Genomic DNA, 24,188 nt, shown 5'->3' on the forward strand with positions numbered 1-24,188 from the left:
GCGTGGGTGCCGCCTGGCAAGTGCTTATTTTCAGGGGTATTTTGTAACATGGCAGAAAAACAAACTGCGAAAAGGAACCGTCGCGAGGAAATACTTCAGTCTCTGGCGCTGATGCTGGAATCCAGCGATGGAAGCCAACGTATCACGACGGCAAAACTGGCCGCCTCTGTCGGCGTTTCCGAAGCGGCACTGTATCGCCACTTCCCCAGTAAGACCCGCATGTTCGATAGCCTGATTGAGTTTATCGAAGATAGCCTGATTACTCGCATCAATCTGATTCTGAAAGATGAGAAGGACACCACAGCGCGCCTGCGTCTGATTGTGTTGCTGCTTCTCGGTTTTGGTGAGCGTAATCCTGGCCTGACCCGCATCCTCACTGGTCATGCACTAATGTTTGAACAGGATCGCCTGCAAGGGCGCATCAACCAGCTGTTCGAGCGTATTGAAGCGCAGTTGCGTCAGGTATTGCGCGAAAAGAGAATGCGTGAGGGTGAAGGTTACACCACCGATGAAACCCTGCTGGCAAGCCAGATCCTGGCCTTCTGTGAAGGTATGCTGTCACGCTTTGTCCGCAGCGAGTTTAAATACCGCCCGACGGATGATTTTGACGCCCGCTGGCCGCTAATTGCCGCACAGTTGCAGTAATATGACGCCGGATGACTTTTCATCCGGCGAGTTTCTTTAAACGCCGAACTCTTCGCGATAGGCCTTAACCGCCGCCAGATGTTCCGCCATTTCCGGCTTCTCTTCCAGGTAAGCAATCAGGTCTTTCAGGGTGATGATAGAGATCACTTTGCAGTTGTAATCACGCTCAACTTCCTGAATTGCCGAAATCTCGCCGCGCCCCCGTTCCTGACGATCGAGCGAAATCAATACGCCAGCAAGCGTCGCGCCATTGGCCTGAATAATTTCCATCGACTCGCGAATCGCCGTTCCGGCGGTGATCACATCATCCACCAGCATTACGCGTCCTTGTAACGCGCTACCGACCAGATTGCCACCTTCACCATGGTCTTTTGCTTCTTTGCGGTTAAAGCAGTACGGCAGGTCCAGGTCATGATGCTCCGCCAGCGCCACGGCAGTTGTGGTGGCAATCGGGATCCCTTTGTAAGCAGGGCCAAACAGCAGATCGAACTCAATGCCGGAATCCACCAATGCTTCAGCGTAAAAACGGCCTAACAGTGCCAGATCGCGCCCGGTATTAAACAGCCCGGCGTTGAAGAAATAGGGGCTTTTGCGCCCGGACTTCAGCGTAAACTCGCCAAACTTTAACACCTGCTTGCTAAGCGCAAATTCAATAAACTGGCGCTGATATGGTTTCATGCCTTCGCTCCTCATCTTACTTTTCTACAGACAAAAAAAAGGCGACTCATCAGTCGCCTTAAAAATCAGTTTGCCAGCGCCGCCTTCTGCGTCGCTACAATGGATTCGATTCCCCCTCGGGCCAGCGCCAACAAGGTGAGTAACTCTTCATGGGTGAACGGCTCGCCTTCTGCCGTCCCCTGCACTTCAATGATGCGCCCGTCTTCGGTCATCACTACGTTCATGTCGGTCTCTGCGGCTGAGTCTTCAACGTATTCCAGATCGCAAACCGCTTCGCCGTTCACAATTCCGACAGAAACTGCGGCTACCATCCCTTTCATCGGGTTGGTTTTCAGCTTGCCGTTTTCCACCAGCTTCTGTAGCGCATCTGCCAGCGCCACGCAGGCACCCGTAATCGACGCGGTACGCGTGCCACCATCGGCCTGAAGCACGTCGCAGTCCAGCGTAATAGTGAACTCACCCAGCGCTTTCAAATCTACTGCCGCGCGAAGAGCACGGGCGATCAGACGCTGGATTTCCATTGTGCGTCCACCCTGCTTACCTTTCGCTGCTTCACGCGCGTTACGGGTGTGGGTAGAACGTGGCAGCATGCCGTACTCTGCGGTGATCCAGCCCTGGCCCTGACCTTTCAGGAAGCGCGGCACGCCTTCTTCAATAGAGGCGGTACACAATACTTTGGTATCGCCAAATTCGACCAGCACCGAGCCTTCTGCATGTTTTGTATAGTTACGAGTCAGGGTAACGGGACGCACCTGATTATTGCTACGGCCTGCTGGACGCATATTGAAATCTCCGGCTTGAAACAAATGTGGCTGCGCATTATACGGACTTCCGGCGGTTATTCCTATCCTGACAAGGCATCGATGGCTATAATCCTTCCACCTCTCCTTTTATAAACAGGAACGTCTATGATCCGCAGTATGACCGCCTACGCCCGGCGTGAAATCAAGGGTGAATGGGGGAGCGCAACCTGGGAAATGCGCTCGGTAAACCAGCGTTATCTGGAAACTTACTTTCGTCTGCCGGAGCAGTTCCGTAGCCTTGAACCTGTCGTTCGCGAGCGTATTCGTTCTCGCCTGACGCGCGGTAAAGTGGAATGTACCCTGCGTTATGAGCCAGATGTTAGCGCACAAGGTGAGCTGATCCTCAACGAAAAACTGGCTAAACAGCTGGTAACTGCCGCGAACTGGGTAAAAATGCAGAGTGACGAAGGGGAAATCAACCCGGTTGATATTCTGCGCTGGCCGGGCGTGATGGCAGCCCAGGAGCAGGATCTCGACGCGATTGCTGCTGAAATTCTCGCGGCGCTGGATGGTACGCTGGACGACTTTATCATCGCACGTGAAACCGAAGGTCAGGCGCTGAAAGCATTGATCGAGCAGCGTCTGGAAGGCGTCACCGCCGAAGTGGTCAAAGTCCGCGCCCATATGCCGGAAATCCTGCAATGGCAGCGTGAGCGTCTGGTCGCGAAGCTGGAAGATGCTCAGGTGCAACTGGAAAACAACCGTCTGGAGCAGGAGTTGGTTCTGCTGGCACAACGAATTGACGTTGCCGAAGAACTGGACCGCCTCGAAGCGCATGTCAAAGAGACCTACAACATTCTGAAGAAAAAAGAAGCGGTTGGTCGTCGTCTGGACTTTATGATGCAGGAGTTCAACCGCGAGTCGAACACTCTAGCGTCGAAATCTATCAATGCCGAAGTGACGAATTCTGCCATCGAGCTGAAAGTGTTGATTGAGCAGATGCGCGAGCAGATCCAGAACATTGAATAACTCGTAACGCCAATTCTTCCTTTTCAGCCTTCACAAATGCCGCCCACTCAAACAGAGCGGCATTTTTCCTCCCCGCAACATTCAATTCTGTTTTGCGTGCCTGCTCCAGATTTTGCGATGTTTTTTTGCCCAGCGCAGTGAGAAGGTGAGATACTCACAACTGTATATAAACACAGTTGTAAACTTACTTTCCTTGCAATCGATATCACATGGAGTGGGCAATGAACGAACATCATCAACCTTTTGAAGAAATACGGCATTATGGCACTGAAGGGCAAGAATTTTGGTCAGCGAGAGAATTGGCACCGTTACTGGATTATCGGGACTGGCGCAATTTTCAAAAGGTACTGGCCCGCGCGACTCAAGCGTGCGAAGCCAGTAATCAAGCTGCATCTGACCATTTCGTTGAAACCACCAAAATGGTTGTATTAAGTTGCCGACCCCGCAGGTCAGCATCAAGCAATTGGAAAACAGTGTAAAAATTACAGAGAAGAAATAGCAGAAACGAAAAACTCTTTTTGTTGATTGAGATACCCGATGCGTAAGCCAAAGTCCAGGTGCGGTGAACACAATGGCTAAACATTGCACCTTTCTTTTCCACCCCTCAATTTTAACCTATTTTTTCTTATGCATTTTCTCAGACAAGAAGTCAGAAGAATGCATCTACGCTACAGAAAATAGCGATTTCACATAACTACAAGTTATCAATTTCCTCTCACCTTAAAAAATCTCAATCGTGACAATACGCACAAATCGCTACCCTGCCAGACAGATTTTTAGGGAGAGAACCATGCTGTTACACATTTTGTATTTGGTTGGCATTACTGCCGAAGCCATGACGGGGGCGCTGGCGGCCGGACGACGGCGCATGGATACATTTGGCGTAATTATTATTGCGACCGCCACCGCAATTGGCGGAGGGTCAGTGCGCGATATTCTGCTGGGCCACTATCCGCTCGGCTGGGTCAAACACCCGGAATATGTGATTATTGTCGCTACCGCCGCAGTACTCACCACTATCGTTGCTCCTGTAATGCCTTACCTGCGCAAAGTGTTTCTGGTGCTCGATGCGCTCGGACTGGTGGTCTTTTCTATCATTGGCGCACAGGTTGCACTGGATATGGGACACGGCCCGATCATTGCCGTTGTCGCAGCTGTGACGACCGGCGTATTTGGCGGCGTTTTGCGCGATATGTTCTGTAAACGCATCCCGCTGGTATTCCAGAAAGAATTGTATGCCGGTGTCTCATTTGCCTCCGCCGTGCTTTACATCGCGCTGCAACACTATGTTTCTAACCATGATGTGGTAATTATCTCCACCCTGGTATTCGGCTTTTTTGCCCGCTTACTGGCGCTACGCCTTAAGCTGGGATTACCGGTCTTTTACTACAGCCACGAAGGACACTAAGGTTCAAAACCTGTGATCTGCTGGGCAGCCAGCCAACTGCCCAGCTTCTTGATTTGCGCATTTTCCTTCCATTCAATAACCTGTCTGGCGCGCCCCGATCCAGTCCCCGGCAGCTGCTGCCAGAACTGTTCCGTGCTCAATAAAAGTTGCGACCAGGACCGTTCATCACTGGCATTAAGCGCCGCCCGGGTTAGCGGTATTCCCATTGCCATCACCCAGAGAGTAAAAGGCTGCTTACGAGCCAGATTAAACTGATGCCATAACTGCGCACTTTTACTTTTCGCGATCCCCGGCGTGTTCTGTAATTGCTCTGGCGTTAATAAAAGCCAGGAAAAGATATGCTCCGATGAGTCTGATGCAGCGCGCGCCAGCCGGCCTCACCAATGCCATCCAGCCCAAGAACCTGTTTTGACCCCAGCCAGACTAAGCGTGAAATGAACTGTTCCTGACAAACGTCAGAAGCAAAGTAGCAGGTCAACGAGTTAAAGCGGTTTTCTGGTGGTGTCGGTTTTGTACGTTCTGCACCGCGCCAGACCACATCATCAATGCGAGGAATACCCTGACCGGCAAGGCTGACGAGGATCTGATCACCAGGCGCAATATCCCACTCCTGCCAGCGCCTGACGGAACCAATATTCACCCGCTGGACTTTTTTATCATCCAGCATGACAGATGCGAGTGACGCAACCACCGATATTTTACCGCTCTTACCCACCGCAAACTGAATCGCCTTCACTTCGACAACCTGAGCTACCGGTTGATATTTCCAGGCCACCAGCCACTCCGCCTGGCCCGGTAGCCAATGACGGGATTCGGGTTCCTTAGCCGCTCGCACAATCACGCCATCGGTGACGAAGGGTAATTTCGCTTTCCACCACGCATTGCGTACGCGCGCAACCTCATCAGCATTTTTCACCGCACGGGTATACGTCTGCGTTAGAGTAAAACCAGCGGTAGCCAGCTCTTTTAAACGATCGGTCATTAACTGCGGTCCATCCGGCCATGCCCAGACAAAAACGCCCAGAGAATTCAGCGTGTCGCTATCGTCCTGGCGCATCATCAGGCCAGCAACTTTTGCGCGGGCATTTATTCCCCCCATTTGTTGTTGGATATGCCCCTCGCGTTTGAGAAATATTTCCCCCTGAAGCGTACTGTTGGCTAAAGGCCCGCTAACGGTTTGCGGCACAGCGGAAATTAAGCGAACTTTCTGCGTCCAATCCTCGCCTTTCAGGCCATTGCCGCGACTGATTGCTTTGTTCAGTTTCCCGTCCCGATAAACCAGGGTTACCGCAACGCCATCAACTTTTGGCTGCACCCAAAGATCGCTACGTTCGCGCATCCACAGACTTAATGCGATTTTATCCGCCATTTTGCGTACACCCGTATGGGCTACCGGATGTATAACCGCACCGTTTAAAGGCGGCATCATCACATCGCGGGTCTCGTTCCCAAAACAGCGTTGCCACTGCGTAAGACGGGCGCTTAACTGATCGTAAACACCGTCTTCAACCTCACTTTTCCCTTCCTTCCAGTAGTCATCGTCCCACTGTTTTATTTGCTGTTGCAGGCGGGAAATTTCTTCCTGTGCTCTGGCTGGCGACCAGGCCGGACAGACCGCCCACGCAGATGATTGCCAGCACAAGATACTTATTAATATCGCCATCCATACTTTCATCATCACCTCCGCTGTAGATAGTCAGGCAGATATACAACGTGATGAAAGCAAAGCCGAGTGGCAAAAACGGAGTCTGCGAGGACGCTTCCTGAGAATCGTCTTTATTGCAGTGAATGACAGGCAAATGCGGAAGCAGCTACGCAAAACGCAACAACTTTGCGCAAAAAGTGTGAGCAAGGGCTACGTCACATGCCCACGCCGTGTATAATAAGCTCGTATGTAGGCTTTATTTCGCTAATCACATACGAAAGATACTCATGGCTCAAGGCACGCTTTATATTGTTTCTGCCCCCAGTGGCGCGGGTAAATCCAGCCTGATTCAGGCTTTATTAAAAACCCAACCGTTGTATGACACCCAGGTTTCTGTTTCACACACCACACGCCAACCGCGTCCTGGTGAAGTCCACGGTGAACATTATTTCTTTGTTAATCATGATGAATTTAGAGAAATGATTAGCAGAGATGCGTTCCTCGAACACGCAGAAGTTTTTGGTAATTACTATGGCACTTCGCGTGAGGCCATTGAGCAAGTCCTGGCGACCGGTGTCGATGTTTTTCTCGATATCGACTGGCAGGGTGCGCAGCAAATTCGCCAGAAGATGCCGCACGCGCGGAGTATCTTTATTTTACCGCCGTCCAAAATTGAACTGGACCGCCGTCTACGCGGTCGCGGTCAGGACAGCGAAGAGGTCATTGCAAAGCGTATGGCGCAAGCTGTTGCAGAAATGAGCCATTACGCCGAATATGATTACCTGATTGTGAATGATGACTTCGATACCGCGTTGACCGATTTGAAGACCATTATTCGCGCCGAACGTCTGCGCATGAGCCGCCAAAAGCAGCGTCATGACGCTTTAATCAGCAAATTGTTGGCAGACTGAACCTGATTTCAGTATCATGCCCAGTCATTTCTTCACCTGTGGAGCTTTTTAAGTATGGCACGCGTAACTGTTCAGGACGCTGTAGAGAAAATTGGTAACCGTTTTGACCTGGTACTGGTCGCCGCGCGTCGCGCTCGTCAGATGCAGGTAGGCGGAAAGGATCCGCTGGTACCGGAAGAAAACGATAAAACCACTGTAATCGCGCTGCGCGAAATCGAAGAAGGTCTGATCAACAACCAGATCCTCGACGTGCGCGAACGCCAGGAACAGCAAGAGCAGGAAGCCGCTGAATTACAAGCCGTTACCGCTATTGCTGAAGGTCGTCGTTAATCACAAAGCGGGTCGCCCTTGTATCTGTTTGAAAGCCTGAATCAACTGATTCAAAACTACCTGCCGGAAGACCAAATCAAGCGTCTGCGGCAGGCGTATCTCGTTGCACGTGATGCTCACGAGGGGCAAACACGTTCAAGCGGTGAACCCTATATCACGCACCCGGTGGCGGTTGCCTGCATTCTGGCCGAGATGAAACTCGACTATGAAACGCTAATGGCGGCACTGCTGCATGACGTGATTGAAGATACTCCCGCCACCTACCAGGACATGGAACAGCTTTTTGGTAAAAGCGTCGCCGAGCTGGTAGAGGGGGTGTCGAAACTTGATAAGCTCAAGTTCCGCGATAAGAAAGAGGCGCAGGCCGAAAACTTTCGCAAGATGATTATGGCGATGGTGCAGGATATCCGCGTCATTCTCATCAAACTTGCCGACCGTACCCACAACATGCGCACGCTGGGCTCACTTCGCCCGGACAAACGTCGCCGCATCGCCCGTGAAACCCTCGAAATTTACAGCCCGCTGGCGCACCGTTTAGGTATCCACCACATTAAAACCGAACTCGAAGAGCTGGGTTTTGAGGCGCTGTATCCCAACCGTTATCGCGTAATCAAAGAAGTGGTGAAAGCCGCGCGCGGCAACCGTAAAGAGATGATCCAAAAAATCCTCTCGGAAATCGAAGGGCGTTTGCAGGAAGCGGGTATACCGTGCCGCGTCAGTGGTCGCGAGAAGCATCTTTATTCGATCTACTGCAAAATGGTGCTCAAAGAGCAGCGTTTTCACTCAATCATGGACATCTACGCTTTCCGCGTGATCGTCAATGATTCTGACACCTGTTATCGCGTGCTGGGCCAGATGCACAGCCTGTACAAGCCGCGTCCGGGCCGCGTGAAAGACTATATCGCCATTCCAAAAGCGAACGGCTATCAGTCTTTGCACACCTCGATGATTGGCCCGCACGGCGTACCGGTTGAGGTCCAGATCCGTACCGAAGATATGGATCAGATGGCAGAGATGGGTGTTGCCGCGCACTGGGCTTATAAAGAGCACGGCGAAACCAGTACTACCGCGCAAATCCGCGCCCAGCGCTGGATGCAAAGCCTGCTGGAGCTGCAACAGAGCGCTGGTAGTTCGTTTGAATTTATCGAGAGCGTTAAATCCGATCTCTTCCCGGATGAGATTTACGTTTTCACACCGGAAGGGCGCATTGTAGAGCTGCCTGCCGGTGCAACGCCCGTCGACTTCGCTTATGCGGTGCATACCGATATCGGTCATGCCTGCGTGGGCGCGCGCGTCGACCGTCAGCCTTACCCGCTGTCGCAGCCGCTTACCAGCGGTCAAACCGTTGAAATCATTACCGCACCGGGCGCTCGCCCGAATGCCGCGTGGCTGAACTTTGTCGTCAGCTCGAAAGCGCGCGCAAAAATTCGTCAGTTGCTGAAAAATCTCAAGCGTGATGATTCTGTTAGTCTGGGCCGTCGTCTGCTCAACCATGCGTTGGGGGGTAGCCGTAAGCTCAATGAAATCCCGCAGGAAAATATTCAGCGCGAGCTGGATCGCATGAAGCTGGCTACGCTTGACGATCTGCTGGCTGAAATCGGACTTGGTAACGCAATGAGCGTGGTGGTCGCGAAAAATCTGCAACATGGGGACGCCTCCATTCCACCGGCAACCCAAAGTCACGGACATCTGCCCATTAAAGGTGCCGATGGCGTGCTGATCACCTTTGCGAAATGCTGCCGCCCTATTCCTGGCGACCCGATTATCGCCCACGTCAGCCCCGGTAAAGGTCTGGTGATCCACCATGAATCCTGCCGTAACATCCGTGGCTACCAGAAAGAGCCAGAGAAGTTTATGGCTGTGGAATGGGATAAAGAGACGGCGCAGGAGTTCATCACCGAAATCAAGGTGGAGATGTTCAATCATCAGGGCGCGCTGGCAAACCTGACAGCGGCAATTAACACCACCACCTCGAATATTCAAAGTTTGAATACGGAAGAGAAAGATGGTCGCGTCTACAGCGCCTTTATTCGTCTGACCGCCCGTGACCGTGTGCATCTGGCGAATATCATGCGCAAAATCCGCGTGATGCCAGACGTGATTAAAGTCACCCGAAACCGAAATTAATGTTTTATGAACCCAACACGTTATGCACGTATCTGCGAAATGCTCGCCAGGCGGCAGCCTGATCTGACCGTCTGCATGGAGCAGGTCCACAAACCTCATAACGTTTCTGCGATTATTCGTACCGCAGATGCCGTTGGTGTACATGAAGTTCATGCTGTCTGGCCTGGTAGCCGGATGTGCACCATGGCTTCGGCAGCTGCGGGTAGTAACAGCTGGGTACAGGTGAAAACGCACCGCACCATTGGCGATGCCGTCGCTCATCTGAAAGGCCAGGGCATGCAGATTCTGGCAACCCATCTTTCTGATAACGCTGTCGATTTCCGCGAAATTGATTACACTCGCCCAACCTGTATTTTGATGGGACAGGAGAAAACAGGCATCACGCAGGAAGCGTTGGCCCTGGCGGATCGGGACATCATCATTCCGATGATTGGCATGGTGCAATCGCTGAATGTTTCCGTTGCCTCAGCCCTCATTCTTTACGAAGCCCAGCGCCAGCGGCAAAATGCGGGCATGTACCTGCGTGAAAACAGCATGTTGCCGGAAGCAGAGCAACAACGCCTGCTGTTTGAAGGCGGCTATCCGGTGCTGGCGAAAGTCGCAAAACGCAAAGGCCTGCCTTACCCCCACGTCAATCAGCAGGGCGAAATTGAAGCCGATGCCGACTGGTGGGCCACTATGCAAGCTGCAGGGTAAGTACCATGAAAGGTCGCCTGTTAGATGCTGTCCCGCTCAGTTCCCTAACGGGCGTTGGCGCAGCGCTTAGTAACAAGCTGGCGAAAATCAACCTGCATACCGTGCAGGATCTACTCTTACACCTTCCCCTGCGCTACGAAGATCGCACCCATCTCTACCCCATCGGAGAACTACTACCGGGCGTTTATGCCACGGTGGAAGGCGAAGTGCTGAACTGCAATATCTCCTTCGGCGGTCGGCGGATGATGACCTGCCAGATCAGCGACGGTTCCGGCATTCTCACCATGCGCTTTTTCAACTTCAACGCGGCAATGAAAAATAGCCTGGCGACGGGCCGCCGCGTGCTGGCCTATGGAGAAGCAAAGCGCGGTAAATATGGCGCGGAGATGATCCACCCGGAATACCGCGTGCAGGGCGATCTCAGTACGCCAGAGTTGCAGGAAACGCTTACGCCGGTTTACCCAACAACCGAAGGCGTAAAGCAGGCCACGCTGCGTAAATTAACCGACCAGGCGCTGGATCTGCTCGACACCTGCGCCATTGAAGAACTCCTGCCGCCGGAACTGTCACAAGGAATGATGACGCTACCGGAAGCGTTGCGCACTTTGCACCGCCCGCCGCCGACGCTACAGCTTAGCGATCTCGAAACCGGGCAGCATCCAGCACAACGCCGTCTGATTCTGGAAGAACTGCTTGCGCACAACCTCAGCATGTTGGCGTTACGCGCTGGTGCACAACGTTTCCATGCCCAGCCGCTTAGCGCCAATGACGCGCTGAAAAATAAACTCCTCGCAGCCTTACCGTTCAAGCCAACGGGCGCACAGGCACGCGTGGTGGCGGAGATCGAGCGCGATATGGCGCTGGATGCGCCGATGATGCGCCTGGTACAGGGCGATGTAGGTTCCGGTAAAACGCTGGTCGCTGCCCTCGCCGCGCTGCGTGCGATTGCCCACGGCAAACAGGTGGCATTGATGGCACCAACCGAATTACTCGCCGAACAGCACGCCAATAACTTCCGTAACTGGTTTGCACCGCTCGGTATCGAAGTGGGCTGGCTCGCCGGTAAGCAGAAAGGTAAAGCGCGGCTGGCACAGCAGGAAGCCATCGCCAGCGGTCAGGTGCAGATGATTGTCGGAACACACGCCATCTTCCAGGAACAGGTGCAGTTTAACGGCCTGGCGCTGGTGATTATCGACGAACAGCATCGCTTTGGCGTGCATCAGCGTCTGGCATTGTGGGAGAAAGGCCAGCAGCAAGGCTTCCATCCGCATCAGTTGATCATGACCGCCACGCCGATCCCCCGCACGCTGGCGATGACTGCGTATGCTGATCTCGACACCTCGGTCATTGATGAACTGCCGCCAGGCCGCACGCCAGTGACTACGGTCGCTATTCCTGATACTCGCCGTACCGACATCATTGACCGCGTGCGCCACGCCTGCATGACTGAAGGTCGGCAGGCGTACTGGGTGTGCACACTCATTGAAGAGTCAGAGTTACTGGAAGCGCAGGCGGCGGAAGCTACCTGGGAAGAGTTGAAACTGGCGCTACCAGAGTTGAATGTTGGTCTGGTACACGGACGGATGAAACCAGCCGAGAAGCAGGCCGTCATGGCATCATTTAAACAAGGCGAGTTACACCTGCTGGTTGCCACTACCGTTATTGAAGTCGGCGTTGATGTGCCTAACGCCAGCCTGATGATTATCGAAAACCCGGAGCGTCTGGGTCTGGCGCAGTTGCACCAGCTTCGCGGGCGTGTAGGTCGTGGTGCGGTGGCTTCTCACTGCGTGTTGCTCTACAAAACACCGCTCTCTAAAACGGCGCAAATTCGGCTGCAAGTGCTGCGCGACAGCAACGACGGTTTTGTGATTGCACAGAAAGACTTAGAGATTCGCGGACCGGGTGAACTGTTAGGTACGCGTCAGACGGGTAATGCTGAGTTTAAAGTGGCGGATTTACTGCGCGATCAGGCGATGATCCCGGAAGTTCAGCGCCTGGCGCGACATATTCACGAACGTTACCCACAACAAGCAAAAGCCCTGATAGAACGCTGGATGCCGGAGACGGAACGTTACTCGAATGCGTAAAAGGCGGCGGTGAGAAGACCGCCGCTTCAGGTTACCCTACCTTCCTGCCGGATGTGCTTCGTCCTACAAAAACATATAAACTCAATAAATTGTGAATCAATGCGCAGCCTTGATAAGCGAAGCGTATCAGGCATTTGTCTTCGTTGCGGCGGCACTTCTACCGCCGCTTCATCGGTTAACCGGCAAAAATCGGCAACATTAAATACAGCTTAATCACCAGCGCGTTAACGATATCAATAAAGAACGCACCGACCATCGGCACTACCAGGAACGCCATGTGCGACGGGCCAAAACGTTCAGTGATCGCCTGCATGTTGGCGATTGCCGTTGGCGTTGCACCGAGGCCAAAACCACAATGACCCGCAGCCAGCACCGCCGCATCGTAGTTTTTGCCCATCATGCGCCAGGTAACGAAGATGGCATACAACGCCATGAAGATGGTCTGTACCACCAGAATCGCCAGCATCGGCAGCGCCAGCGAAGCCAGCTCCCATAGTTTCAGCCCCATCAGCGCCATCGCCAGGAACAACGACAGGCTTACGTTACCCAGCACGGATACCGCACGCTCAAAGACGCGGTAAAAGCCCATCATTGACAGACCGTTGCTCAGAATCACGCCAACAAACAGGACACAGACGAAGGTCGGCAGTTCAAAAGCAGTGCCAGCCAAAAGTTGTGCAACAATTTTCCCCACCGTCAGGCAGATAGCAATCAGCGCGATAGTTTCAATCAGCACCAGCGAGGTGATCATGCGGCCCACATCCGGCTTTTCGAACGCCGTCGGGACTTCCTGGTCATCCGGAATACCGTTCGGCGTGGTGGAGTGTTTCACCAGATAGCGCGCTACCGGACCGCCAATCAAGCCGCCCAGCACCAGACCAAACGTCGCACAGGCCATCGCCACTTCCGTCGCATTGGTGAAGCCATAGCGTTCAATGAACAATTTACTCCACGCAGCGCCCGTACCGTGACCGCCGGAAAGCGTAATAGAACCGGCCAACAGCCCCATCAGCGGATCAAGCCCTAACAGGCTAGCCATACCAATGCCAATGGCATTTTGCATCACCAACAGACCAACAACCACAATCAAGAAGATGCCAACCACACGCCCACCGGCACGCAAACTGGCAATGTTGGCGTTCAGGCCAATGGTGGCGAAGAAAGCCAGCATTAACGGATCGCGCAGGGACATATCAAAGTTGACTTCCCAGCCCATGCTTTTTTTCAGTACCAGTAGCGCCAGCGCCACCAACAAACCACCTGCAACTGGTTCCGGTATGGTGTATTTCTTCAAAAAGGAGACGGAATGGACCAACTTACGCCCGAGCAGCAACGTCAGCGTTGCGGCAACAAGCGTTGCTAAAGTATCGAGATGAAACATAGTTACTCCTTTGTATCCGCATCACTCTTTCATACTCGTCATACTTCATCGCGCAGTGGCAACTTATGAACTATGACGGGTATCGAGTTATGCTTTCCTGGGTCAAATTCTCAGCTGTTAATGAACAAATGGCATGGATTTTAAGCAGAAAAATACCAAAAGTTATATAAAAAAGTGCATTTATCTCATTTAAATATTTAGATGAGGATGTGGCAAACGTTTGCTTTTCTCTTTCGGTCAGCTAAAATGCCCGCTTTGCTACCACGGGATTGTTTTCGATGTCTGTTTCCACCCTCGAGTCAGAAAATGCGCAACCGGTTGCGCAGACTCAAAACAGCGAACTGATTTACCGTCTTGAAGATCGTCCGCCGCTTCCTCAAACTCTGTTTGCCGCCTGTCAGCATCTGCTGGCGATGTTCGTTGCGGTGATCACGCCAGCGCTATTAATCTGCCAGGCGCTGGGTTTACCGGCACAAGACACGCAACACATTATTAGTATGTCGCTGTTTGCCTCCGGTGTGGCATCGATTATTCAAATTAAGGCCTGGGGTCCGGTTGGCTCCGGGCTGTTGTCTATTCAGGGCACCAGCTTTAACTTTGTTGCCCCGCTGATTATGGGCGGTACCGCGCTGAAAACCGGTGGTGCTGATGTTCCTACCATGATGGCGGCTTTGTTCGGCACGTTGATGCTGGCAAGTTGCACTGAGATGGTGATCTCCCGCGTTCTGCATCTGGCGCGCCGCATTATTACGCCGCTAGTTTCTGGCGTTGTGGTGATGATTATCGGCCTGTCGCTAATTCAGGTTGGGTTAACGTCCATTGGCGGCGGTTACGCAGCCATGAGCGATAACACCTTCGGCGCACCGAAAAATCTGCTGCTGGCGGGCGTGGTCTTAGCCTTAATTATCCTGCTTAACCGTCAGCGTAACCCATATTTGCGCGTGGCCTCACTGGTGATTGCGATGGCGGCCGGATATGCGCTGGCGTGGTTTATGGGCATGTTGCCAGAAAGCAACGAACCGATGACGCAAGAACTGATTATGGTACCAACGCCGCTCTATTACGGTCTTGGCATCGAATGGAGTCTGCTGCTACCCCTGATGCTGGTCTTTATGATCACTTCACTGGAAACCATTGGCGATATCACGGCGACCTCTGACGTTTCCGAACAGCCAGTGTCCGGTCCGCTGTACATGAAACGCCTGAAAGGCGGCGTGCTAGCAAACGGCCTGAACTCGTTTGTTTCGGCGGTGTTTAACACCTTCCCGAACTCCTGCTTCGGGCAGAACAACGGAGTGATCCAGTTGACCGGGGTTGCCAGCCGCTATGTCGGTTTTGTCGTCGCGCTGATGTTGATCGTGCTGGGTCTGTTCCCGGCAGTGAGCGGTTTTGTACAACATATTCCAGAACCGGTTCTGGGCGGCGCAACGCTTGTAATGTTTGGCACCATCGCCGCCTCCGGTGTGCGCATTGTGTCTCGTGAGCCGCTGAACCGTCGGGCGATTCTGATTATCGCGCTGTCGCTGGCGGTCGGTCTGGGCGTGTCTCAGCAGCCGCTGATTTTGCAGTTTGCCCCTGAATGGCTGAAAAACCTGCTCTCCTCCGGGATCGCCGCGGGCGGTATTACTGCCATCGTGCTGAATCTGATTTTCCCACCAGAAAAACAGTAATTCACTGGCGGCGGTAAGATAATTACCGCCGCAGTCTCACCTCTTTCACCATTCCCGCCTTGAGGATTGCGCGTAAATCGTGCATAACTCCCTTATGTGCATTTCACGGGATGGAAGACCATGAAATTTATTGGGAAGCTGCTTCTCTACATTTTCATCGCTCTGTTAGTGGTGATCGCTGGCCTCTATTTTCTTCTGCAAACCCGCTGGGGAGCAGAACATATCAGCGCATGGGTTTCCGAGAATAGCGACTATCATCTGGCCTTCGGGGCGATGGATCACCGTTTTTCCGCGCCATCTCATATCGTGCTGGAGAACGTCACGTTCGGCCGTGATGGCCAGCCCGCGACCCTGGTGGCAAAAAGTGTCGACATTGCGCTAAGCAGTCGGCAACTGACCGAACCACGCCATGTCGATACCATCCTGCTGGAAAACGGGACGCTGAATCTCACCGACCAGACCGCGCCGCTACCGTTCAAAGCCGATCGTCTGCAACTGCGTGATATGGCGTTTAATAGCCCGAATAGCGAATGGAAACTGAGCGCGCAGCGGGTAAATGGCGGCGTAGTTCCGTGGTCACCAAAAGCCGGTAAAGTGCTGGGTACGAAGGCGCAGATTCAGTTTAGTGCCGGATCGCTTTCGCTCAATGATGTTCCTGCCACCAATGTACTGATTGAAGGCAGTATTGATAACGATCGCGTTACGCTGACTAACCTGGGTGCCGACATCGCCCGCGGGACATTAACCGGAAACGCGCAGCGTAACGCCGACGGCAGCTGGCAAGTGGAAAACCTGCGCATGGCGGATATACGTCTACAAAGCGAAAAATCGCTAACCGACTTCTTTGCGCCATTACGCTCTGTCCCGTCGTTGCAGATTGGTCGCCTGGAAGTGATCGATGCTCGTTTGCAAGGTCCGGACTGGGCGGTGACCGACCTCGATCTCAGCTTGCGCAACATGACCTTCAGTAAAGATGACTGGCAGACACAGGAAGGCAAACTGTCGATGAACGCTAGCGAGTTCATTTATGGTTCGCTGCATTTATTTGACCCGATTATAAACGCGGAATTTTCCCCGCAGGGTGTAGCACTGCGTCAGTTCACCAGCCGCTGGGAAGGGGGCATGGTCAGAACGTCAGGGAACTGGCTGCGCAACGGGAAAACGTTGATCCTTGATGATGCGGCAATCGCCGGACTGGAATATACCTTGCCAAAAAACTGGCAACAATTGTGGATGGAAACGACACCGGGTTGGTTAAACAGCCTGCAACTGAAGAGATTTAGCGCCAGCCGCAATCTGATCATTGATATCGACCCTGACTTCCCGTGGCAGCTCACCGCGCTCGATGGTTACGGTGCCAACCTGACGCTGGTTACCGATCATAAATGGGGCGTCTGGAGTGGTTCGGCGAATCTGAATGCCGCCGCCGCGACATTCAATCGTGTTGATGTTCGTCGCCCATCGCTGGCGCTGACCGCCAACAGCAGCACGGTGAATATCAGCGAACTGAGTGCATTTACTGAAAAAGGCATTCTGGAAGCCACCGCCAGTGTTTCACAGACGCCACAACGTCAGACCCATATCAGCCTGAATGGACGCGGTGTGCCGGTGAATATTTTGCAACAGTGGGGATGGCCTGAATTACCGTTGACTGGCGACGGCAATATTCAGCTTACCGCCAGCGGCGATATTCAGGCCAATATCCCGCTGAAACCTACGGTTAGCGGGCAACTCCATGCGGTTAACGCCGAAAAACATCAAGTGACCCAAACCATGAATGCGGGCGTCGTTTCCAGTAGCGAAGTTACATCGACAGAGCCGGTGCAGTAAAAATCAATCTCGCCGGGTACGACTCAGACGTACCCGGCATTCCATCAATAGATTACAACATAATTGTCAGCGCATTCCCTTGAGGCGTCACCACCAGCCCCTGCTCACTTTCAGCCTGCGAACCGCCTTGCAGACCATTTACTTTCACAATATTGCGCAAGCACAGTGTCCAGTTCTTCGCCTCACCCGCACCAGTCACAGTAATCGTGTTACCAGTACGTGTTGCTTTTAGAGTAAAGATCACCGAACCGTCAGCAGCGGGCACTTCACAGACGGCTTCATGCCCGTCTTGCAGATTAAAGAGGTGGAATGCCGTGCCTTCGTGCCACGCGTAATCGGGACGTTGATCGTTGTTGCCCAGCGCCAGTAGGGTGTTATCACGCACATAAACGGGCAGACTCAGAAAGCCGTGCTGCTGTTTATGCCAGCGACTACCGTCGAGTTCATCGTTGTGCCACAGGTGTGTCCAGCGACCTTCCGGCAGGTAGAACTGCACATCGCCCGCTTCAGTGAACACCGGCGCAACCATCACGTTGTCGCCTAACATGTATTGACGGTCAAGGTAATCACAAGCCGGATCGTCCGGGAACTCCATCATCATGGCCCGCATCATCGGCGTACCCTGCGCGTTCGCACGAGCAGCTTCACGATACAGATACGGCATCATGCGGCATTTCAGTTGCGTGAAGAAGCGCACCACATCACAGGACTCATCATCGTAGGCCCACGGCACACGATAAGATTTGCTGCCATGTAAACGGCTATGGCTGGAGAGCAAACCACACGCGCACCAGCGTTTGTAAACGTGCGCCGGAGCGGTATTCTCAAAGCCGCCGATATCGTGGCTCCAGAAACCAAAACCTGAAAGGCCAATAGACAAACCACCGCGCAGGCTTTCCGCCATTGATTCGTAGTTAGCGTAACAGTCGCCACCCCAGTGTACCGGGAATTTCTGCGCACCGACGGAGGCTGAGCGGGCAAACAAGACGGCTTCTTCCTCACCAACGGTGTCCTTGAGCACGTTCCACACCAGTTCGTTGTAGATGTACGCATAATGGTTATGCATTTTCTGCGGATCGGAACCGTCAAACCATTGAACATCGGTTGGAATACGTTCGCCAAAGTCGGTCTTAAAGCAATCAACGCCCATCGCGACCAGACCTTTCAGTTTGTCGGCGTACCATTTGCAGGCATCCGGATTGGTAAAGTCATAAATCGCCAGACCTGGCTGCCATTTATCCCACTGCCATAACGAACCGTCCGGGCGTTTGAGTAAATAGCCTTTCTCTTGTAACTCTTTAAAGACAGGGGATTTTTGCCCGATATAGGGGTTAATCCAGACGCAGATTTTTAGCCCTTTCGCTTTCAGGCGGCGGATCATCCCTTCCGGGTCCGGGAAAGTCAGCGGGTCCCACTCAAAATCGCACCACTGGAAGGCTTTCATCCAGAAACAGTCAAAGTGAAAAACATGCAGTGGCAGATTGCGTCCCGCCATACCATCGATAAAGCTGTTTACCGTCGCTTCGTCGTAGTTGGTGGTAAATGAAGTGGTTAGCCACAGGCCGAAGGACCACGCGGGCGGCAGCGCCGGACGACCAGTAAAACGGGTATAACGATCAAGTACCGCTTTCGGCGTCGGGCCGTCGATAACAAAGTATTCGAGATATTCACTCTCAACGCTGAACTGCACTTTGGAGACTTTCTCCGATCCCACTTCAAAAGAGACGCATTGAGGATGATTGACCAGTACCCCATAACCACGGTTAGTCATATAGAACGGAATATTTTTATACGCCTGTTCAGTACTTGTGCCGCCGTCCCGGTTCCAGGTCTCTACCGTCTGGCCATTGCGCACCAGGGCAGTAAAGCGCTCTCCCAGACCGTAAACTGTTTCGCCAACGCCAAGATCCAGCCGCTCAAACATATAATTTCGTTGATTATTCGTGTCCTGCACGTAGCCATTATTTTTCACCTGACTACCGGTAATACGTTCGCCGTTACGCAGAAAATCCAGTGACCAGAACTCACCTTTGCTGACACGCGCACTTAAGTTGCCACTTTTAAACTCAGCGTAACGTTCTGTGTTTTCGATTGTGACCTTCACGTCCTGCAAAATATTGAGCGGGTAATGAGGACCGTTATTCAGCGCCCCCTGAAAATGCTCAATCCGTACACCGACAATACCTTCCTGTGGGGAGAAAAAGCGCAGCGTAAATAAAGGCGTATCAAGCTGCCAGGTACGTTCACGCACATCACGAGGGGCAGCATAGACCACCATTTCATTACCCTGCTCTTCAACCTCGAACACCTGAAGCGGGTGAATCAAATTGAGGCCAGGTTGAATCAACCAGTTTCCGTCGCTAATTTTCATTGCCGTTCCTTAGTTCTGCACTTTTTGAGAGGTGAATTGTTGCTGGCAACGGCGTTTGCCCTGAGCCAGCTGTTCCATAACGGTTTTCAGATTGTGCGTCGTGAGTGAGTAGTAGCGTTTAGCGATAATCGCGCTCAGCAAATAACAGATCGCCGGAACAATCGTGAATAGCGCGATAATGATGCTAATCGTGGCGCTGTTCTGCGCTTTTTCTGCCGCATCATATCCGCCATAAGCCAGCATCCAGCCGATAAGAGCGCCGCCGAAGGCCAACCCCAGTTTGAGCACAAACAGCGTGCCAGCAAAACTGATCCCGGTCAGGCGTTTACCATTGCACCACTCGCCGTAGTCGACGGTATCGGACATCATTACCCACTGGATAGGTGTCACCAGTTGATGCAACACACCAATCACGAAGATGAAGACAAACATAGTGATGCTGGCCTGCATAGGAACAAAGAACATCGCTAGGCTAATCACTGCCAGCAGGGCGTTCGTCCACCAGAAGATAGTGACTTTACATTTCCAGTCGGTCAGCGGTTTCGCCAGTGCGGAACCAATCAGGTTACCCACGCAATAAGTGGTAAGAAAAGCGACAAACACTTCCGGCGTACCCAAAATCCATGTGACGTAATACATCATCGCCCCGCCGCGTACGCATACCGCCAGAATATTGAAAATGGTCAGGAAACCGACAATACGCCACTGGTCGTTTTGCCAGATATCACGTAAATCTTCCCGCATAGACGTCGTTGTAGGTGGTGCTTCAACGCGTTCTTTAGTGGTGAAGAAACAAAATGCCAGCATCATAAATGCCACCACGGAAAGGACCGCGATACCGCCCTGGAAACCGAGTGGTTTATTATCACCACCAATTAAATTAACCAGCGGCATCATCAGCACAGTAGAGAGCATGCCTCCCGCGGTCGCCAGCACAAAACGCCAGGATTGCAGCGAGATACGCTGAGTCGGGTCATTGGTGATTACACCACCCAATGCGCAGTAAGGGATATTAACGATGGTATAAAGTAAGGTAAGTAGGGTGTAAGTAATTGCTGCATAAATCATTTTTCCGTTCATACTGAGATCTGGCGTGCTATAGGCCAGTACACAGACGATCCCAAATGGCAGTGCGCCAAACAGTACCCACGGACGAAATTTACCCCAGCGAGAGCGCGTTCGATCGGCCAACAACCCCATGCAAGGATCGGAAATCGCATCCAGTGCACGAGCGACCAAAAACATGGTTCCGACAAATCCGGCAGGTATGCCAAAAATATCGGTATAAAAGAACATCATATATAACATTACGTTATCGAAAATAATGTGGCTGGCGGCGTCTCCCATGCCATAACCAATTTTCTCTTTAACGGACAACACTTCACTCTTCATCTGCTTTTCCTTGATGCTATAGGGGTGCTGAGACCGATAACGCATTTTGTAAACCATCCCTGTGAGAGCGAATATTCCGATATCTGGTTATTAATTTATGATTCTTGTTTTATGTGATCGTGGTAGCGTTAATTCCGCTCATATATCATTGTAAAATATGGGTTTTATATGAATTATAATGCTTTCGTGATAATACGCTGCGTGTATTAGGCGGAAAAAACTGATCTGGGGGATGTAGAAACTCAAGGAAGTAGCTATAATGCGCCCCGCCTCCATGTAGCAATCGAGGCGCGGAAGATCGTCGTCTCCGGTGAGGCGGCTGGACTTCAAATCCAGTTGGGGCCGCCAGCGGTCCCGGGCAGGTTCGACTCCTGTGATCTTCCGCCAAAATGCCTCTTCATACGTTCTCCAACCCCTTGTAATACTGTCAATCCAGAGATTTTCTACTGCTCAATATTCAATCGGCTTCAGGAATACCTGATCAAAGGTTTTATGATGGACGATGAGCGACTGAAGAATCCGCCTGTCGGTTCTTCTGTCCTCGAACGCATCCGCGATATTCGCACCAGCATGCGCCGTGTTTAATTGCAGGTGATTTGCCCCCTGCTGACTCTCAGCCAACTGTATCGCCATTAAGGTGAAGATGTTGTTTTACACGCTTCTGCACACCCTTTTTTATACGACTATTCTATTTCTTTAACCGCTGGCGAAAAAAACTGACCTATAAACTTCACCAATAATCAGACTGCCATCAAGATTAATTTTTTGATTTAATATATCAAATCAACTTGTTTTATTTTTACTATCAAAAATAGCTCATTGCCTTACTATAATTAATATATAAATTCGGTAATTAATTCTTAACATGCTTTTGCTAATAATCTCAATTGCTGGCCCTATAATATTGCGCTAGCATTGCTTTCTGGTTGTATCAGCGATACTCAAAAATTCTTAATACAATACTCATTCGACTGGTACTTATTTGTAACTCAGTTATATTTTGTCGCCCGGTGATTCAGAAGAATGCAAAAAACGGCTACCACTCCATCAAAAATACTTGATCTCACTGCCGCGGCATTTTTACTTGTCGCCTTTCTGACTGGTATTGCGGGCGCTCTCCAGACTCCCACCCTAAGTATATTCCTCGCAGATGAACTGAAAGCCCGTCCTATAATGGTAGGTTTTTTCTTCACCGGTAGCGCTATTATGGGAATTCTGGTCAGTCAATTTCTGGCAAGGCACTCCGATAAACAAGGCGACCGTAAGTTACTGATCCTGCTATGTTGCTTATTTGGAGTGCTGGCCTGCACGCTTTTTGCGTGGAATCGCAACTACTTCATTCTCCTCTCAACGGGCGTACTTCTGAGTAGTTTTGCTTCCACCGCAAACCCGCAAATGTTCGCCCTCGCCCGTGAACACGCTGACAGAACAGGCCGTGAGACGGTAATGTTCAGTACATTTTTACGTGCTCAGATCTCGCTTGCCTGGGTTATCGGGCCACCGCTCGCTTATGAACTGGCAATGGGATTTAGTTTTAAAGTGATGTATCTCACCGCAGCCATCGCATTTGTTGTTTGCGGGCTAATAGTCTGGTTGTTTTTGCCATCAATACAAAGAAATATTCCTGTCGTTACCCAACCCGTAGAAATTTTACCCTCCATCCATAGAAAGCGGGATACACGGCTACTTTTTGTGGTCTGTTCAATGATGTGGGCGGCGAATAATCTCTACATGATAAATATGCCGCTATTTATTATTGATGAACTGCATCTAACCGATAAACTGGCTGGAGAAATGATTGGTATTGCTGCCGGTCTGGAAATTCCGATGATGTTAATCGCAGGCTATTACATGAAACGTATTGGCAAGCGGCTATTAATGCTCATTGCTATCGTGAGTGGAATGTGTTTTTATGCCAGCGTACTCATGGCGACGACTCCGGCAGTTGAGCTGGAATTGCAAATTCTTAATGCCATCTTCCTTGGTATTCTCTGTGGTATCGGCATGCTTTATTTTCAGGACCTGATGCCTGAAAAAATAGGCTCTGCGACAACGTTATATGCAAACACTTCACGCGTCGGCTGGATTATCGCCGGCTCTGTTGACGGAATTATGGTTGAAATCTGGAGCTACCACGCGTTGTTCTGGCTGGCGATAGGGATGTTGGGTATTGCGATGATTTGCCTGCTGTTTATTAAAGATATTTAGCTCACCAGTCTGGGCTAAGAAAAATCGGCGTGGCGCAAACAGAGCCATCCTCGCCATTTTTGCTATCATGCCTGCATACATAAACGACAAAACAGTATGCAGAGGGAAAAATGGGTTCCACCAGAAAGGGGATGCTGAACGTTCTGATTGCCGCCGTGTTGTGGGGAAGTTCAGGGGTCTGCGCGCAATACATCATGGAGCAAAGCCAGATGTCGTCGCAGTTTTTGACTATGACGCGTTTGATATTCGCCGGTTTGATTCTGCTGACGCTGTCATTTGTTCATGGCGATAAAATCTTTTCTATTATTAACAATCACAAAGATGCCATTAGTCTGCTGATTTTTTCCGTGGTTGGCGCGCTAACCGTACAGCTCACTTTTTTGCTAACCATCGAAAAATCGAACGCAGCCACGGCAACGGTGCTGCAATTCCTCTCACCGACGATTATCGTCGCCTGGTTCTCACTGGTACGTAAATCGCGCCCGGGCATTCTGGTTTTTTGCGCTATTTTGACATCGCTGGTCGGGACTTTTTTATTGGTGACACACGGTAATCCGACGTCATTATCGATCTCTCCTGCCGCGTTATTCTGGGGCATTGCCTCGGCATTTGCTGCTGCATTCTATACCACCTATCCCTCAACGCTGATTGCCCGCTATGGCACGTTGCCTGTCGTCGGCTGGAGTATGCTGATCGGCGGTCTGATTCTGTTGCCTTTTTATGCCAGACAAGGAACAAACTTTGTCGTTAACGGCAGTTTGATTCTGGCGTTTTTTTATTTGGTGGTCATTGGTACATCTCTGACATTTAGCCTGTACCTGAAAGGAGCACAATTAATTGGCGGTCCAAAAGCCAGCATTTTGAGCTGTGCAGAACCATTAAGTAGCGCGCTACTCTCTTTGCTGTTGCTGGGGATCACGTTCACATTACCGGACTGGCTGGGAACGCTGCTGATTCTGTCATCGGTAATTTTGATTTCAATGGATTCCCGTCGCCGCGCCAGAAAAATAAATCGTCCGGCGCGGGATGAGTGAGAA

General features: G+C 51.7%; 17 protein-coding genes, 1 tRNA gene and 4 pseudogenes. 16 read left to right on the forward strand and 6 right to left on the reverse strand.

What is annotated here, in order from left to right; translation table 11 throughout:
- The first annotated feature begins 48 nt into the window (after positions 1 to 48).
- Positions 49 to 645, forward strand: coding sequence for a nucleoid occlusion factor SlmA (slmA, locus tag ACJHXB_RS17215; RefSeq protein WP_000818601.1), 597 nt, complete (start codon positions 49 to 51; stop codon positions 643 to 645).
- Between the two features lie 36 nt (positions 646 to 681).
- Here the strand turns inward: slmA and pyrE are convergent, their stop codons facing one another.
- The gene (gene pyrE, locus ACJHXB_RS17220) at positions 682 to 1,323 is read right to left on the reverse strand and encodes an orotate phosphoribosyltransferase (RefSeq protein ID WP_000806177.1); all 642 of its coding nucleotides are present in this window, start codon (positions 1,321 to 1,323) and stop codon (positions 682 to 684) included.
- 65 nt (positions 1,324 to 1,388) lie between these two features.
- On the reverse strand, positions 1,389 to 2,105 hold the full coding sequence (rph, locus tag ACJHXB_RS17225) for a ribonuclease PH (RefSeq protein ID WP_001247093.1): 717 nt from the start codon (positions 2,103 to 2,105) through the stop codon (positions 1,389 to 1,391).
- Between the two features lie 126 nt (positions 2,106 to 2,231).
- Between rph and ACJHXB_RS17230 the strand changes: the two genes are divergently transcribed.
- The 4 genes and pseudogenes from ACJHXB_RS17230 to ACJHXB_RS17245 all read left to right on the forward strand — a co-directional run bounded on the left by ACJHXB_RS17230 (position 2,232) and on the right by ACJHXB_RS17245 (position 4,503).
- Positions 2,232 to 3,095: a YicC/YloC family endoribonuclease gene (locus ACJHXB_RS17230; protein ID WP_000621326.1), complete on the forward strand. Its 864-nt coding sequence runs from the start codon at positions 2,232 to 2,234 to the stop codon at positions 3,093 to 3,095.
- A gap of 221 nt (positions 3,096 to 3,316) precedes the next feature.
- Positions 3,317 to 3,544: pseudogene (locus tag ACJHXB_RS17235) on the forward strand (BRO family protein); the annotation flags it as partial.
- Positions 3,526 to 3,594: pseudogene (locus tag ACJHXB_RS17240) on the forward strand (DNA replication protein DnaD); the annotation flags it as partial. The pseudogenes ACJHXB_RS17235 and ACJHXB_RS17240, both read left to right, overlap by 19 nt.
- Positions 3,595 to 3,885: 291 nt before the next feature.
- Entirely contained in the window at positions 3,886 to 4,503 is a 618-nt protein-coding gene (locus ACJHXB_RS17245; protein ID WP_000924289.1) for a trimeric intracellular cation channel family protein, read from the forward strand.
- Here the strand turns inward: ACJHXB_RS17245 and ligB are convergent.
- Positions 4,500 to 6,178 (reverse strand): annotated as a pseudogene (gene ligB, locus ACJHXB_RS17250) (NAD-dependent DNA ligase LigB). The gene ACJHXB_RS17245 and the pseudogene ligB sit on opposite strands and share 4 nt — an antisense overlap.
- A 257-nt stretch (positions 6,179 to 6,435) precedes the next feature.
- Here ligB and gmk point away from each other — a divergent pair.
- Genes gmk through recG form a run of 5 tightly spaced genes read left to right on the forward strand, consistent with a single transcriptional unit; the run spans position 6,436 to position 12,299 of the window.
- Positions 6,436 to 7,059: a guanylate kinase gene (gene gmk, locus ACJHXB_RS17255; protein WP_001469035.1), complete on the forward strand. Its 624-nt coding sequence runs from the start codon at positions 6,436 to 6,438 to the stop codon at positions 7,057 to 7,059.
- A 54-nt stretch (positions 7,060 to 7,113) separates the two neighbouring features.
- Entirely contained in the window at positions 7,114 to 7,389 is a 276-nt protein-coding gene (gene rpoZ / locus ACJHXB_RS17260; RefSeq protein WP_000135058.1) for a DNA-directed RNA polymerase subunit omega, read from the forward strand.
- 18 nt (positions 7,390 to 7,407) lie between these two features.
- Complete coding sequence (spoT, locus tag ACJHXB_RS17265; RefSeq protein ID WP_000280473.1) at positions 7,408 to 9,516, forward strand: bifunctional GTP diphosphokinase/guanosine-3',5'-bis pyrophosphate 3'-pyrophosphohydrolase; 2,109 nt, start codon at positions 7,408 to 7,410, stop codon at positions 9,514 to 9,516.
- 6 nt (positions 9,517 to 9,522) lie between these two features.
- Entirely contained in the window at positions 9,523 to 10,212 is a 690-nt protein-coding gene (gene trmH, locus ACJHXB_RS17270) for a tRNA (guanosine(18)-2'-O)-methyltransferase TrmH (protein WP_410233518.1), read from the forward strand.
- Positions 10,213 to 10,217: 5 nt separating this feature from the next.
- On the forward strand, positions 10,218 to 12,299 hold the full coding sequence (gene recG / locus ACJHXB_RS17275) for an ATP-dependent DNA helicase RecG (RefSeq protein WP_000678400.1): 2,082 nt from the start codon (positions 10,218 to 10,220) through the stop codon (positions 12,297 to 12,299).
- 175 nt (positions 12,300 to 12,474) lie between these two features.
- On the opposite strand, the gene gltS is transcribed toward recG, so the two are convergent.
- Positions 12,475 to 13,680 (reverse strand): sodium/glutamate symporter, encoded by a 1,206-nt coding sequence (gene gltS, locus ACJHXB_RS17280; protein ID WP_000468836.1) that lies wholly within the window; start codon positions 13,678 to 13,680, stop codon positions 12,475 to 12,477.
- A 278-nt stretch (positions 13,681 to 13,958) separates the two neighbouring features.
- On the opposite strand from gltS, the gene xanP reads away from it, so the two are divergent.
- Both xanP and ACJHXB_RS17290 read left to right on the forward strand, forming a co-directional pair.
- Positions 13,959 to 15,350, forward strand: coding sequence for a xanthine/proton symporter XanP (gene xanP, locus ACJHXB_RS17285; RefSeq protein ID WP_001295238.1), 1,392 nt, complete (start codon positions 13,959 to 13,961; stop codon positions 15,348 to 15,350).
- A gap of 120 nt (positions 15,351 to 15,470) precedes the next feature.
- On the forward strand, positions 15,471 to 17,180 hold the full coding sequence (locus tag ACJHXB_RS17290) for an AsmA family protein (protein WP_001469036.1): 1,710 nt from the start codon (positions 15,471 to 15,473) through the stop codon (positions 17,178 to 17,180).
- 52 nt (positions 17,181 to 17,232) lie between these two features.
- Here ACJHXB_RS17290 and yicI read toward each other — a convergent pair whose 3' ends face one another.
- Both yicI and ACJHXB_RS17300 read right to left on the reverse strand, forming a co-directional pair.
- The gene (yicI, locus tag ACJHXB_RS17295; RefSeq protein WP_097446917.1) at positions 17,233 to 19,551 is read right to left on the reverse strand and encodes an alpha-xylosidase; all 2,319 of its coding nucleotides are present in this window, start codon (positions 19,549 to 19,551) and stop codon (positions 17,233 to 17,235) included.
- A gap of 9 nt (positions 19,552 to 19,560) precedes the next feature.
- Positions 19,561 to 20,943 carry a glycoside-pentoside-hexuronide family transporter gene (locus tag ACJHXB_RS17300; protein WP_001521624.1) on the reverse strand — a complete coding sequence of 461 codons (1,383 nt, stop codon included), beginning with the start codon at positions 20,941 to 20,943 and terminating at the stop codon, positions 19,561 to 19,563.
- Between the two features lie 292 nt (positions 20,944 to 21,235).
- Here ACJHXB_RS17300 and ACJHXB_RS17305 point away from each other — a divergent pair.
- The 4 genes and pseudogenes from ACJHXB_RS17305 to ACJHXB_RS17320 all read left to right on the forward strand — a co-directional run bounded on the left by ACJHXB_RS17305 (position 21,236) and on the right by ACJHXB_RS17320 (position 24,185).
- A tRNA-Sec gene (locus ACJHXB_RS17305) sits at positions 21,236 to 21,330 on the forward strand.
- Positions 21,331 to 21,408: 78 nt separating this feature from the next.
- Positions 21,409 to 21,525: pseudogene (rhuM, locus tag ACJHXB_RS17310) on the forward strand (RhuM family protein); the annotation flags it as partial.
- Between the two features lie 441 nt (positions 21,526 to 21,966).
- A complete protein-coding gene (locus ACJHXB_RS17315; protein ID WP_001172868.1) occupies positions 21,967 to 23,151 on the forward strand; it encodes a sugar efflux transporter in 1,185 nt (394 codons plus the stop codon).
- 110 nt (positions 23,152 to 23,261) lie between these two features.
- On the forward strand, positions 23,262 to 24,185 hold the full coding sequence (locus tag ACJHXB_RS17320) for a carboxylate/amino acid/amine transporter (RefSeq protein WP_000535959.1): 924 nt from the start codon (positions 23,262 to 23,264) through the stop codon (positions 24,183 to 24,185).
- The last annotated feature ends 3 nt before the right edge of the window (positions 24,186 to 24,188 follow it).

This window comes from Escherichia sp. WS3227_2 (assembly GCF_046486495.1).
GTDB classification, from domain to species: domain Bacteria; phylum Pseudomonadota; class Gammaproteobacteria; order Enterobacterales; family Enterobacteriaceae; genus Escherichia; species Escherichia coli.